The sequence below is a fragment of the Clostridium hominis genome (assembly GCF_014287825.1).
Lineage (GTDB): Bacteria > Bacillota > Clostridia > Clostridiales > Clostridiaceae > Clostridium > Clostridium hominis.
Genome location: NZ_JACOOO010000047.1, coordinates 1 through 13,476, shown reverse-complemented (window position 1 = coordinate 13,476; position 13,476 = coordinate 1). Strand labels below are relative to the sequence as shown.

The window sequence follows — 13,476 nt, the reverse complement described above, 5'->3', positions numbered from 1 at the left end:
ATATTTTTATCAATTTTACTAATACTAATTATAAAAAGTTTAGGGAGATGTTATTATGATTCCAAAATCTTATTATGATAATATGAACGGTAAAAATATTTTATCTGATTATACGCCAAAAGACATGAGTACTAATTCTCTTAATAACTTTACTGACTCTTCTTTAGAAAATATGGTTATTAATTCTAACCTAGATAACAGTAATGTGATTAAATAACTATTTCTAATTAATATTATATGATATATTAATATTAAATTTACTATTTTAGGAGGTACTTATGGTTAAAGTTTATACAACTAATACTTGTCCTTGGTGTGATAAGGCTAAAAGTTATTTAAAATCTAAAGAGGTAGAATTCGAAGAATTAAATGTTCAAGATGATATGGTAGCTAGAGAAGAAATGATAAAGAAATCTAAGCAAATGGGAGTCCCTGTTCTAGATGTAAACGGAACTATAATAATAGGTTTTGATAAACCTGCTATCGATACAGCTCTTAACATCTAATTATTAGCTTAATTTTATAATTAAGTATTATAAAATTAAAATTTTTCTACAATGTATCAAAGCCAGCATATTGCTGGCTTTTTTCATTAATTTTAATTCTTAATTCTCATTTTAAATTAATTATCGTTCCCTTCAACCTAGACATAGCTTCAATTGAATATTTAATTCCTTGAGTACCTATTCCAGATGCTTTTACTCCTGAGAATGGGAAATGATCTGGCCCTCTTTCTGGTTTATTATTAATTTGAACAGTACCAACCTCTAACTTCTTTGCTATATAAAAGGCTTCATCAATATTTTTAGTAAATACAGACGCTTGCAATCCATATTCAGACTCATTTGCTATCTTTATAGCTTCCTCTTTATCCTTTACTCTAATAATAGGTAATACCGGCCCAAAAGGCTCTTCCCATGCTAATCTCATATCTTCTGTAACAAAATCAAATAAAGTTGGATAAATAATATTTCCGTCTCTCTTTCCTCCAACTAATAAATGTGCGCCTTTTTCTCGTGCATCATCTATTAACTCCCAAACAAAGTCAGCGGATTTATTATCTATTAACGGAGTTATGGTTACACCTTCATCAGTTGGATTCCCAACCTTAAGCTCTAATACGTGTTTCTTAATCTTTTCTGCTAATTCATCAGCTACTTTATCAATTACTAATATTCTTTTAACAGCAGTACACCTTTGTCCTGAATAAGAATATGCTCCAGCCACTATATTGGAGGCTGCTAAGTCAAGATCTGCATCCTCTAATACAATTGCTGCATCTTTTCCTCCTAACTCCATCAACAAAGGAACCATACTTGTTATACTTGCTATTCGCATTCCAATCTCAGTACTTCCTGTAAAGTTTATAAAATCTATCTCTGGATGAGTAACTATATAATCGCCTATTTCACTACCTCTTCCTGTTACCGTATTTAAGACTCCTGCCGGAATTCCTGCCTCTTCAAATACTTTTGCTAAATATAATCCACAAAGACTACCTTGAGTAGCAGGTTTTAAAACCACAGTATTACCGGCTATTAATGCTGGTGCAATTTTTGATGCAGATAAGTTTATAGGATAATTAAATGGAGATATTGCAAGTACTACTCCCATAGACTCTCTAGTTACAACAGATATCTTACTTCTATCAAACCCTGGAAAGCTATCGCTTGCTATAGTTTCTCCAAATATATTTTTAGCTGTATCTGCAGTAAATCTTATATAATCAGCGGTTCTATTAATTTCAGATTCGGCACTTTTTTTATCTTTGGCAATTTCCCTTATGAGAATATCACTTAAATCATTTATTCTTTCCTGCAATATATCAGCAGCTTTATAAAGAATTTTTGCTTTTTCATTTATAGGAATATCCCTCCACTGGTTATGAGCCTTTTGTGCTGCCACAATCACTTCATTTACCTCATCCTTTGTCATTGCTGGAACCTTTCCAACTATTTTCCCATCTGTTGGTGATTTAATGTCAATAAAGTTCCCACTCTTACTATCACACCACTGACCATTGATTAAATTTCTGAACTTTCTCTCTTGCCCAATCAAATTACTAAACATATACTTTCCTTCCTCCATATTAATCTCTTATTTATTTTCCCCTACATATTTTACTTTTATAATAATTCTATGTTTAATAATTTAGCCACAAAAAAGAAGCCTAAATTTATATTTAAGCTTCTTTTACTTTTCACATTAATATTAAATCTCCATATTTAACCAATCTTATCTACAAAATTTATATATTAAATATGATTTACTCTTTATTTACAGCAAACTCAATTCCTTCTTCATTACATTGAATTAGAAGTTTATCTCCATCAACAATATCACCTTTAATTATTTCATCACTTAATTTATCTTCTATTTCTCGCGTAATTATTCTTCTTAAAGGCCTTGCACCAAAATCTTTTTCTTTATTTTTCTCAGCAATAAATTTGCTTAAGTCTTTATCATAGTCGATAAATATATTTTTTTCCTTTAATCTTCCCATTGTTTCACTTATCATAATATCAACTATTTTTAATATACTTTCTTCATTTAGTTGATTAAAGATTATTATTTCATCTAATCTATTTAAAAATTCTGGTCTAAATTCTTTTTTCAATGCACTTTGAATTACTTCGTTCATTTTTTCATATTCTGCTTTACCATTATCTTGATTTGATGCAAATCCAACTTGTTTTTGCTTTTTAATATTTTCAGCACCTACATTGGAAGTCATTATAATTATAGTATTCTTAAAATTAATCATTTTCCCTTTACTATCTGTTAATCTTCCATCCTCCATAATTTGAAGTAAAATATTAAATATATCTGGATGTGCCTTTTCAATTTCGTCTAATAATACGACAGAATAAGGTTTTCTTCTAACAGCCTCTGATAGTTGCCCACCTTCATCATATCCTATATATCCTGGTGGTGATCCTATAAGTCTTGAAACTGAATGCTTCTCCATATATTCTGACATATCTAATCGTATAAGATTATTCATATTACCAAACATAGATTCAGCTAAAGCTTTTGATAACTCTGTCTTTCCAACTCCTGTTGGTCCACAGAATATAAAAGTTCCTATAGGCCTATTAGGATCCTTAAGTCCAATTCTTGCTCTCTTTACAGCTCTTGATATAGCACTTATTGCATCATCTTGACCGATAACCTTCTCTTTTAATATATCTTCTAAATGTATAAGTCTATCTGATTCCTTTTCTGTAAGTCGTGCTATAGGAACCTTAGTCCAAGTTGATACTACTTTAGCTACATCTTCTTCATCTACAAGATAAACTTCAGAACAATTCTTTGTGTTCCATCTATTTTGAATTTCATAAAACTCGTCTCTTAACTGCTTTTCTTTATCTCTTAGATTAGCAGCTTTTTCAAAATCTTGATTTTTTATGGCATCCTCTTTTTCATTTATAGCTTTTTCTATAGCTACTTCTTTTTCCTTTATTTCAGGTGGCAATGTTAGCTTAGATATTCTTACCTTTGCTGCCGCTTCATCAATTAAGTCTATTGCCTTATCTGGCATATACCTATCATTTATATATCTTTCTCCTAAACTAACTGCCATTTTTAATGCTTCGTCGGTTATCTTAACTTTGTGATGTGCTTCATATTTATCTCTTAGTCCAAATAATATCTGTAAAGTATCCTCTGGAGATGGCTCATCAATATTTACTGGTTGAAATCTTCTTTCTAATGCTGCATCTTTTTCTATATGCTTTCTATACTCATCTATAGTAGTTGCACCAATACACTTTATTTCCCCTCTTGCTAATGCAGGTTTTAAAATATTAGATGCGTCTATTGCCCCTTCAGCTCCTCCAGCTCCAACTATAGTGTGTATTTCATCTATAAATACAATTATGTCCTCTTCCTGACGTAATTCAGCCATAATTTTCTTTAATCTATCTTCAAATTCTCCTCTATATTTAGCCCCAGCAACCATAGCAGTTATATCTAAAGTTAAAATCCTTTTATCTTTTAGACTTTCTGGAATATCACCTAAAATTATTCTTTGAGCTAATCCTTCTATTACTGCAGTCTTTCCAACACCTGGTTCACCAATTAAACATGGATTATTTTTAACTCTTCTACATAAAATCTCTAAAACTCTTTGTGTCTCACTATCTCTTCCTACGACAGGATCCAATTTTTGATCCTTTGCTAATTGAGTTAAATCTCTGCTGTATTGATCTAACATAGGTGTTTTATTACTCTTCTTTTCTTTTGAAGGAGTCTTTTTAACTTCTTTTAATTCACTTCCCGTGATATATTTCTCTACATCATCTTTCATTGAGTTAATATCAGCTTTACAACTTGTAAGTATTGCATAAGCTACACCTTCACCATCGTTAATTAAAGATAATAAAATATGCTCTGGAGTAATAAAATTTTGACCATATTTTCTTGCTACCTCTAAGCTATCATCAAATAATCTTTTTGTTCTAGGAGTTAATAATATATCTCCTGATAATATCTCTTCATCTCCAAAGCCTAAATACTCTTCTGTAAGACTTCTAACCTTATCTATAGTTAATCCTTTAGTAGTTAATAATTGACTAGCATACCCATTTTCTTTTAATATCCCTAAAAGTACATGTTCAGTTCCTATATACCCATGCTTAAACTTTTGAGACTCTTGCTGTGCTTCTATCAGAACTATTTGTGCTCTTTCAGTAAACCTCCCAAATATCATTCTTATACCTCCATACCCTAGGTTATAATTTATATAAAATTTAATTAATTAACTATTAAATTTAAATTTATATTAATTACTATGATAAAATAACAGCCATCATACCCCTTAATATATCTGCTCTAACTTTATTTTTATCTTCCACTGATGTTAAATTCCTATCGTTAACAGACATTTTTATAAGCTCACATTCCCTTTCAGTTACTAAGCTTAATTCTAATAAGTAGTGAACTAAAGATAATGCTCCTTGATAAGTAATACTTCTACCAATAGATTCGTTAAGCATCATAGCAATTTTTTCATTATTATCATGTGATATTTTCTTAATTACTATATACCCGCCTCCGCCTCTTCTACTCTCTATAATATAACCTCTTTCATGGCTAAACCTAGTAGTCAATACGTAGTTGATTTGTGATGGGGCACAATTAAATTTATCAGCTAAATCGTTTCTCTGAATTATTATTTCCTTGCTACTTTTCTCTTCTAGCATATTATTTATAAATTCAGCTATAACATCTGATATTCTTGCCATAAAAACACCTTCCTAAACATCTTTGACTTTCTTTGACTTTAATTATATACAAATATTTTTTAAGTGTCTATCTTTAAAGTTTTCCCTTTTAAATAAAATTCATTTAATTTCTGTAATATTTAGGTTTTATTTAGTCAATACTCTTAAAATATAGATGTTAAACAAGATTTTAGGATGTGATAACAAGTGCAGATTAAATGGCTAGGAAATAGTACTTTTTTAATAAAAACATCTTTATCAAAAAAAATTCTTATAGACCCCTTTACTCCATTAGAACTTTTAGATTTAGATACTACTGTTGATATAATAACATTTAGCAAGGATTTTCATAAAATAAGTAACTTTGATTTAAGTAAATATGGTGCTAAGATAGTCACACGTGATGAAATTTATAGTGAAAATAATATTAAGATTAAAGGTTATTTATCATATAGTGATGCTGTTGAAGGATTAAAACGTGGTAAAAACTATATATACCTTTATGAAATAGATGGGTTAAGACTATGTCACCTTGGCTATTTAGGACATTTTCTTAATGCTGAAATAATAAATACATTGAAAAATGTAGATGTTCTATTTCTTCCTATTGGTGGAAATATCTGTTTAAATGGTAGTGAAAGTTATAAATTATCAGAGCTACTTACTCCTAAATATATTATACCAATGTGCTATAAATGTGATAATTGTGATTTTTATTTTAATGGTCCCTTAGACTATATATCTAAATGCAAAAATATTTTTAACACAAATACTTCTGAAATTAATATTAAAGATTTTCCTAATAATACACCGTTAACTGTGCTTTTAAAGCATTAAAAAAAGAGTCACCACTTTGGTGACCCTTTCAATCAACTATTCAGCTACTGGTGCTCCAACTGGACAAACATTTGCACAGTTTCCGCAATCGATACAAGTATCTGCATCTATAACGAATTGAGTATCTCCTTGGCTAATAGCGTTAACTGGACATTCAGCTGCACAAGCTCCACAGTTTACGCATGAGTCTTCTATTACGTATGCCATTAAAAAAACCCCCTCACTTATTAAATTTCATCTCTATTGTATCATAGTCAATATTTTTTTCAAAGTATTTTTAATACATGACATAAAGTTTGACACTAACTCTCGATCATATATCCCGCCATTTCAATAAGATTTATAATATCTTCTGATGTTATTGTTAAATTATCATACACTATTTGAACTTCTTTTTTAACTTTATTTATTTCGCAAGCTACTATACCTTCTTCATTTGTGAGTATATTTCTAATAGTTGTTATATCAGCAGACTTATTTAAATTATAAATTCTTATTGATATTTTCATAATCTCCTCCTTAGTTGTCTTTAATTAATGCCTTAATGAATTTTTTATCTTCTTCAGAACTTATCTCTAACTTAATATCTGAATCATCTACTGAATCTTCATAATTGCCTTCTATTAATTCGATATTATCTATATTAAAGTCATTAATTACTTCTTCTCCAGCTCTCTTATATTTTACTCTTACTGTTTCCTTAACAGTATTATTACTTATAACTTCTCCTGTTCCCTCCTCAGTTTTGACTATTGAACCAACCTGAGGCATTCTCTTTCTAATATCTTCATATGTACTTTGCTCATAATTTAAACAACACATAAGACGTCCGCATATCCCTGATATCTTTGTTGGATTTAGAGATAAATTTTGTTCTTTAGCCATCTTTATAGAAACTGATGCAAAATCACCTAAAAATGATGAGCAACACATAGGTCTTCCACAAGGTCCTAATCCACCTAGCATCTTAGCTTCATCTCTAACTCCTATTTGTCTTAACTCAATACGTGTTTTAAATATAGTAGCTAAATCCTTAACTAACTCTCTAAAATCTACTCTTCCATCTGCAGTAAAGTAGAATATAACTTTATTATTATCAAATGTGTACTCTACATCGATAAGCTTCATTGTTAAATTATGTTCTTGAATCTTATTAAAGCATATATTAAAAGCTTCTTCTTCTTTAGCTTTATTATCAAAATGCTTATCTATATCTTCTTGTGAAGCTATTCTAATAACACTCTTAAGTGGTGCTACTATATCTTCTTCTCTTACTTCCTTTATTCCAATTACACATTCACCAAATTCTATTCCTCTAGCTGTTTCTACAACTACATAATTACCTTTTTCTATTTTTAAATCAGTTGGATCAAAATAATATATCTTTCCTGCCTTTTTAAATCTCACTCCTACGACTTTTATCATCCTTTTTAAACCTCCAAAAAGCTCATAAGCATAACCCTTATAGTTATTGCCCAATTGACATTACTTTTAATGTTTCTTCTAGCTTCTTCAATACTACTTATTAAATTATTTAGCTTTCTAAAGGACATTTCTCTAGTAAGCTCTTTTATTTCATTTATCTTATCACTATTTATAATTAGATTTTCGTTTTCTATTTCCTTATGTATTAATATGTCTCTTATGAAATCCCCAATTATACTTAGCACTTCTTCTTTATCTCCTTTATAAGAATTTAAAACTTCTTCTTCTTCTAAAAGAGCTTCGGGATCATTTTTTGTTATTTTAATTAATAACATTATAACTTTATCTCTTAATTCTTTAAGCTTATCATCATTAAGATATCTATCTATTCTTCCAGGAATTCCTGAACTAAATGCTATAGCTGCCTTCGTTTCTGGTGCATTTTTATCATAGCCTTTTATTTCAACATACTCGTATAATTCTTCTTTTGATAATGGCGTTAATTTAAATATTTCACATCTAGACTTTATAGTATCTAGAACCAACTCTAAACTTTCACATAGTATTATTATGTAAACCCCTAAAGGAGGTTCCTCTATAGTTTTTAATAATGCATTTTGAGCTTGAACTGTAAGTTTATTACCTTCATGAATAATAATTACCTTCTTATCTCCCTCAAAAGGCTTTTTTTGAACTTCCTCTATAATACCTCTTACGTCATCTACTCCAAAAGAAGTTTTTTCAGGCTTATAATTTATAATATCTACATATTCCCTATCTAAGTCGCCTTTTAATATTAGTTTAGCTAGATTTAAAGCTAGGACGCTCTTTCCTATTCCATCCTCACCACAAATAAGGTGTGCATGAGAAAGAGTTCCATTTGAACATCGCTTGTTGAAATTTATAATTAAGTCTTTGTACCCAATAAACTTTCTCATACTCACGCCTCTTTTTCATTTATAAATTTATACTTTAATAAATTGGTCTACATCTAATACAAAGATAGTAGCTCCTCCTACTTCCACTTCCATAGGATATGGCATATACATACCTGTTCCATTAGACATAGTAGTTGGAGTTGGTATTATTTCTTTTCTCATCTTACAAACATCTTCAACTACTTTAACTACATCAGTAACTTTCTCTTTTTCTACACCTATCATTAATGTTGTGTTACCAGATTTTAAGAAACCTCCAGTAGTCGCTAATTTAGTAACCCTGAAACCTTTATCGTTAAGTTCTTCAATTAAATCTAATGCGTCATCATCTTGTACTATTGCTATTACTAACTTCATAAAATTACCTCCACTCAATATATTTCCCTTTTATATTATTTTATCATATTATTTAAGTGTTTTAATACTTTTTATGTTAGTTTTACGCAAAATATATCTATAATTTTACAATAGTTTAATTTGTAAGTCTCTTCTAACTTTTTAGATTGTTTCTTTCACCTTCTTGTATATCTCTTCATGGATATCATCAATAGTTCTTAATGCTGTTCCTTCAGTACATTTAACTTTATTCCAGCTATATTTATCCGCAATCTTTAGTGAATTATTATATGAATTTACTAAGTACTCTTCATTGCTTTCATGAATATCCTTTTCTTCTTCACCGGTTATCTTGTTCAATCTATTTTTCATTAACTGTTGACTTACCATAGGATCTACATCTAGGAATATAACTTGATCTGGTTCTGGTATACCATATAAGTTAAATTCTAAGTCCCATAACCAGTTTAAAAATTTCTCTTTTTCTTCTTCATCCATTTTAGCTGCTTGATGTACCATGTTTGAAGTAGTATATCTATCTGATATTATTATTCCGCCTTCATTATAGAAATTTTCCCACTTTGTTTTAAAAGATGCATATCTATCAGCAGCATAGAAAGTTGATGCTACATAAGGACTAACATCATTAGGATTACTTCCGAAGTCACCTCTTAAATACATCTTTACTAACGCAGAAGATTCGCTATCGTAATCTGGAAAAGTTATTTTCATACAATTATAACCTTCATTAATAAGTCTTTCATATAACTTTTTAGATTGAGTTGCTTTTCCGCTAGCATCTGATCCTGACTCTATAATAATTAATTTACCTTTACCCATAAATAAGCCCACCTTTCAAGTATGTAGGGTATATTACTTAACTTCTAAAATAATATATCTTTTATTTTGTTTTTCATATCTTCATATTGCTTATCATCAAACTCTTCATTAGTGATGCTATTTACACAATTATCACATATGAAACTTTTTATAATCATTATACCATCATAATGAGCCTCACCACAAATTTTACAATATCTTTTCTTTTTTACGATTATTTCTTTGTTATTAATCATTTTAACCCCTCCCTATCTAATATTAAATTTTGGACAAGAATTAATATTTTTATACTTTAATCTAAAAAAGCTATAAAATAAATATTTTATGGGAAAATAATATTAAAACTTTAAAATGGAGGAATCACTAAATGAACCAAGAAATGATTTCTTATTTATCTACATGTTATGATGAATTACATGACCTAAACCAAAAGTTATATGATAATCCTGAAGATAGCTATAAGGAATTCTCTGCCTGTGATTCTATATGTAATTTATTAGAATCACATGGGTTTGATGTGAAAAAGAATTTTCTTGATTTAGAAACATCTTTTTATGCTTCAAAAGGAAATACTTATCCTAAGATATGCTTTTTATGTGAGTATGATGCTGTCCCCGGAGAAGGACATTTAACTGGGCATAATTTATTAACCACTATATCCTTAGGAGCTTCCTTAGCCCTTTCTAAGGTTATTGAGAATATAGGTGGAACTGCTATAGTAATTGGCTGCCCAGGTGAATATCGTGGTGGTACAAAATCCATCATGGTTAAACAAGGAGTTTTTGAAGATATCGATGCGGTATTAGTAGCACATCCTGATGTAACAACCAATGAAAGTGGTACTTCTGCTGCCATAGTCCCTTTAAAAATCAAATTATTAGGCAATAGTGGTTTAAGCTTTTTAAACAACGATACTTATACATCTTTAGATGGTATATTATTAACTTTTAATATCCTAAATTCTATATTAAAAGGATTCCCTAAAGATGTTGAGGTTAATTCAATACTATCTCAAGGTGGCTTTACTCCACTTCTACTTCCAATGGAAAGTGAAGCTCAATTTTATATAAGAGCTACAGAAATGGATATAGCAAAAATAGCAGAAAATAAATTAAGAGAAATAGCTATATATGTCTCTAAACTTATTAGAGTTCAATATTCCTTTTCTCTATATGAGTGTCCTAATGAAGAATTGATTACTAATAGAACTTTAAATAGATTATTTAGTCATAATCTAAAGGAGAATGGAATAATCGATATTGGTTCACCAAAAGATGTTCGTTCAGGATTAAGCATTGGTATAGTAAGTAAAACTGTTCCTTGTATACATCCTTATGTAAATATAATTGAAGATAATAGAATTAGATACGGCACTAAAGAATTTTCAGAAGCTACAATATCTAACTTTGCTTTTGAGCAATCTATGAAGGCTTCATTAGCATTAGCAGCTACTGCAGTAGATTTAATAACAAATAATACTTTATTAAATGAAATTAAAGATGAATTTTTTAAAGAAAAATAAATGGTGAAGCTATTTAATTAGCTTCACCATTTATTATATTAACTTTATCATATACTCTTCTTAATAATCTTTCACTTGGTTCAAATGAAAATTTAATTAGTTGTCCATTTTTTTTATATACACAATAACACTTCTTAGAAGTAGTTATAGTACTTAAGTAACTACCATGTGATTTAATCTTTGATAGCTTTTTAGGTATCTCAACTCTCTTACCTATAAAAACAATATCTTGCATTCTTATGCTTTCTAAGATATTATCTCCTTTACAATTTAATTTATTGATTATTAACTTATCTGCAATGATTGAATATTTATAAGATAAACTACAGCGTTTAAATTCCTTAAATAATACAAATACTATCATTAGTAATAAAACAACTTCTATTACTCTATAAACTTGAAAAGTTTTACCTACCATTATTTCAGCAATTTCAATGGCATATAAAGCAATAGTTATAGCTAGTAGTGATATCATTATAGCAGGAATTTTCCTTCCGTGTACAACTTCTCTATGCATGATAATATATATCCCCCATAAAATATAATAATTTTGACAATGTTATGATTATACTAATTATTATAGTATAATTCCATTCCTAAATTTCGTCTTATTCTTAGGTTATATGAAAATAGTCAATAAATCTTTAAAAAATCTACCTTAATCTAAGGTTTTAAATCTATTACTAATTTTATTATGATATACTAATAAATATAATAATATTACACAATTTATTGGAGGTATCCTATGATTAAGATATACAAAAGCTTAAGTGAAACAAATCCTCATTTAAAAGCTTTAAATAGTATTGAACCTGGATGTTGGGTCAATATGGTAGCTCCTACTGAGGAAGAAATTATATTAGTTTCAAAAAAGACAGGAGTTCCCTTAAGTTTTTTAAGAGCTCCTTTAGATGATGAAGAAACTTCTCGTATTGACTTTGAAGATGGTTATCTTTTAGTAATAGTAGATATTCCTTTTACAGAAATGGAAGATAACTCTTTAACATATGATACATATCCCTTAGCAATTATTCATTCTGAAAAGCAAATAGTAACTGTTTGCTTAAAAAACAGTAGAATATTAACTGATTTTATAAACAATAAGGTCAAATCTTTCTTCTCATTTAAAAAATCAAGATTCATTCTTCAAATATTAAATAGAGTTTCTACATATTATTTAATATATTTAAGACAAATTGACAAAAAAAGTTTAATGATTGAAAAAAGATTACATAAGTCAATGAAAAATAGAGAACTTATACAACTTCATTCATTAGAGAAATCTCTTGTTTATTTCTCTACTTCACTTAAAGCAAATGAAATAACATTAGAGAAGATGCTGAAGCTTGAAATAATGCAGAAATATCCTGAAGACCAAGATGTTTTAGAAGATGTTATTATTGAAAATAAGCAAGCAATTGAAATGACTGATATATATAGTAATATACTTGCAAGTACAATGGACTTCTTTGCTTCAGTAATTTCAAATAATCTTAATATAGTTATGAAGGTATTAGCATCAGTTACAATATTAATGGCTATTCCAACTATCATTGGTGGTATATTTGGAATGAATGTTTTACTTCCTTTTAAACCCGATGATCCTGCTGCCTTTAATATAATAATGATTTTTACATTCCTATTAACAGGGTTTGTTGCAATACTTTTATATAAGAAAGATATGTTTAGTTAATTTAATAGTTATCCACTAATATAAAATATATCCACAGGTAAATAAAATTTACCTGTGGATATATTGTTTTTTTGTGTATATTTTTTTAATGAATATAAATCTAAAATATATAAACTTTGCTATTAAGCAAAAATAAAAACCTACAAGCAATGCTTGTAGGTTTTTTGGAGGCGCCAATCAGATTTGAACTGATGAATAAAGGTTTTGCAGACCTCTGCCTTACCACTTGGCTATGGCGCCATACCTGGTGGCTCGACCAGGAATCGAACCAGGGACACGAGGATTTTCAGTCCTCTGCTCTACCGACTGAGCTATCGAGCCACATTACCTAGCAACGTCCTACTCTCCCACACAGTCTCCCGTGCAGTACCATTGGCGCTGTAGAGCTTAACTTTCCTGTTCGGAATGGGAAGGAGTGTTTCCTCTACGCCATCATCACTAGATGTATTCAGAATGTTCTCTGAAAATTGCACATGAATTTTATATTTTTATTGGTCAAGCCCTCGACCTATTAGTATCAGTCAGCTAAATATGTTACCACACTTACACCTCTGACCTATCAACCTTGTGTTCTTCAAGGGGTCTTACTAGCTTATGCTATGGGAAATCTCATCTTGAGGTAGGCTTCACGCTTAGATGCTTTCAGCGTTTATCCCTTCC

Annotated in this window: 16 protein-coding genes, 2 tRNA genes and 2 rRNA genes; 5 read left to right on the top strand and 15 right to left on the bottom strand. The window is 29.4% G+C overall.

The features are described from left to right. Positions 1–55 precede the first annotated feature (55 nt). Together H8S20_RS18635 and H8S20_RS18630 are read left to right on the top strand one after the other, a co-directional pair. A complete protein-coding gene (locus tag H8S20_RS18635; protein ID WP_186861055.1) occupies positions 56–217 on the top strand; it encodes a hypothetical protein in 162 nt (53 codons plus the stop codon). Positions 218–278: 61 nt separating this feature from the next. Beyond that, positions 279–506, top strand: a complete 228-nt coding sequence (locus H8S20_RS18630) for a glutaredoxin family protein (protein WP_032116991.1) — start codon at positions 279–281, stop codon at positions 504–506. A 106-nt stretch (positions 507–612) separates the two neighbouring features. Here H8S20_RS18630 and H8S20_RS18625 read toward each other — a convergent pair whose 3' ends face one another. The 3 genes from H8S20_RS18625 to H8S20_RS18615 all read right to left on the bottom strand — a co-directional run bounded on the left by H8S20_RS18625 (position 613) and on the right by H8S20_RS18615 (position 5,246). Then, positions 613–2,070, bottom strand: a complete 1,458-nt coding sequence (locus H8S20_RS18625) for an NADP-dependent glyceraldehyde-3-phosphate dehydrogenase (RefSeq protein WP_032117006.1) — start codon at positions 2,068–2,070, stop codon at positions 613–615. A gap of 196 nt (positions 2,071–2,266) precedes the next feature. Beyond that, positions 2,267–4,711, bottom strand: a complete 2,445-nt coding sequence (locus H8S20_RS18620) for an ATP-dependent Clp protease ATP-binding subunit (RefSeq protein ID WP_186861054.1) — start codon at positions 4,709–4,711, stop codon at positions 2,267–2,269. Positions 4,712–4,790: 79 nt separating this feature from the next. Beyond that, on the bottom strand, positions 4,791–5,246 hold the full coding sequence (locus H8S20_RS18615) for a CtsR family transcriptional regulator (RefSeq protein ID WP_032116989.1): 456 nt from the start codon (positions 5,244–5,246) through the stop codon (positions 4,791–4,793). Positions 5,247–5,432: 186 nt separating this feature from the next. Here H8S20_RS18615 and H8S20_RS18610 point away from each other — a divergent pair, with 186 nt between their 5' ends. Continuing rightward, entirely contained in the window at positions 5,433–6,062 is a 630-nt protein-coding gene (locus H8S20_RS18610) for an MBL fold metallo-hydrolase (RefSeq protein WP_032116988.1), read from the top strand. 36 nt (positions 6,063–6,098) lie between these two features. On the opposite strand, the gene fdxA is transcribed toward H8S20_RS18610, so the two are convergent. The 7 genes from fdxA to H8S20_RS18575 all read right to left on the bottom strand — a co-directional run bounded on the left by fdxA (position 6,099) and on the right by H8S20_RS18575 (position 9,837). Then, positions 6,099–6,269, bottom strand: a complete 171-nt coding sequence (fdxA, locus tag H8S20_RS18605; protein WP_032116987.1) for a 4Fe-4S ferredoxin — start codon at positions 6,267–6,269, stop codon at positions 6,099–6,101. 95 nt (positions 6,270–6,364) lie between these two features. Next, on the bottom strand, positions 6,365–6,571 hold the full coding sequence (locus tag H8S20_RS18600) for a heavy-metal-associated domain-containing protein (RefSeq protein WP_032116986.1): 207 nt from the start codon (positions 6,569–6,571) through the stop codon (positions 6,365–6,367). A gap of 10 nt (positions 6,572–6,581) precedes the next feature. Continuing rightward, positions 6,582–7,487: a PSP1 domain-containing protein gene (locus H8S20_RS18595; protein ID WP_032116985.1), complete on the bottom strand. Its 906-nt coding sequence runs from the start codon at positions 7,485–7,487 to the stop codon at positions 6,582–6,584. 5 nt (positions 7,488–7,492) lie between these two features. Continuing rightward, complete coding sequence (locus H8S20_RS18590; protein ID WP_032116984.1) at positions 7,493–8,425, bottom strand: DNA polymerase III subunit delta'; 933 nt, start codon at positions 8,423–8,425, stop codon at positions 7,493–7,495. 27 nt (positions 8,426–8,452) lie between these two features. Continuing rightward, a complete protein-coding gene (gene darA, locus H8S20_RS18585) occupies positions 8,453–8,782 on the bottom strand; it encodes a cyclic di-AMP receptor DarA (protein WP_032116983.1) in 330 nt (109 codons plus the stop codon). Between the two features lie 141 nt (positions 8,783–8,923). Then, a complete protein-coding gene (locus tag H8S20_RS18580; protein WP_186861053.1) occupies positions 8,924–9,601 on the bottom strand; it encodes a dTMP kinase in 678 nt (225 codons plus the stop codon). A gap of 44 nt (positions 9,602–9,645) precedes the next feature. Then, positions 9,646–9,837 carry a sigma factor G inhibitor Gin gene (locus tag H8S20_RS18575; RefSeq protein ID WP_032116981.1) on the bottom strand — a complete coding sequence of 64 codons (192 nt, stop codon included), beginning with the start codon at positions 9,835–9,837 and terminating at the stop codon, positions 9,646–9,648. A 131-nt stretch (positions 9,838–9,968) separates the two neighbouring features. On the opposite strand from H8S20_RS18575, the gene H8S20_RS18570 reads away from it, so the two are divergent. After that, positions 9,969–11,123 carry a zinc-binding metallopeptidase family protein gene (locus H8S20_RS18570; RefSeq protein ID WP_186861052.1) on the top strand — a complete coding sequence of 385 codons (1,155 nt, stop codon included), beginning with the start codon at positions 9,969–9,971 and terminating at the stop codon, positions 11,121–11,123. Between the two features lie 13 nt (positions 11,124–11,136). Here H8S20_RS18570 and H8S20_RS18565 read toward each other — a convergent pair whose 3' ends face one another. Next, positions 11,137–11,640, bottom strand: a complete 504-nt coding sequence (locus H8S20_RS18565; RefSeq protein WP_186861051.1) for a hypothetical protein — start codon at positions 11,638–11,640, stop codon at positions 11,137–11,139. A gap of 228 nt (positions 11,641–11,868) precedes the next feature. On the opposite strand from H8S20_RS18565, the gene H8S20_RS18560 reads away from it, so the two are divergent. Next, the gene (locus tag H8S20_RS18560; RefSeq protein ID WP_032116978.1) at positions 11,869–12,816 is read left to right on the top strand and encodes a magnesium transporter CorA family protein; all 948 of its coding nucleotides are present in this window, start codon (positions 11,869–11,871) and stop codon (positions 12,814–12,816) included. 165 nt (positions 12,817–12,981) lie between these two features. Here the strand turns inward: H8S20_RS18560 and H8S20_RS18555 are convergent. The 4 genes from H8S20_RS18555 to H8S20_RS18540 all read right to left on the bottom strand — a co-directional run. After that, a tRNA-Cys gene (locus H8S20_RS18555) sits at positions 12,982–13,056 on the bottom strand. 5 nt (positions 13,057–13,061) lie between these two features. Beyond that, a tRNA-Phe gene (locus tag H8S20_RS18550) sits at positions 13,062–13,137 on the bottom strand. A 5-nt stretch (positions 13,138–13,142) separates the two neighbouring features. Beyond that, positions 13,143–13,259 (bottom strand): 5S ribosomal RNA (gene rrf / locus H8S20_RS18545). Between the two features lie 48 nt (positions 13,260–13,307). Next, positions 13,308–13,476 (bottom strand): 23S ribosomal RNA (locus H8S20_RS18540); the annotation flags it as partial.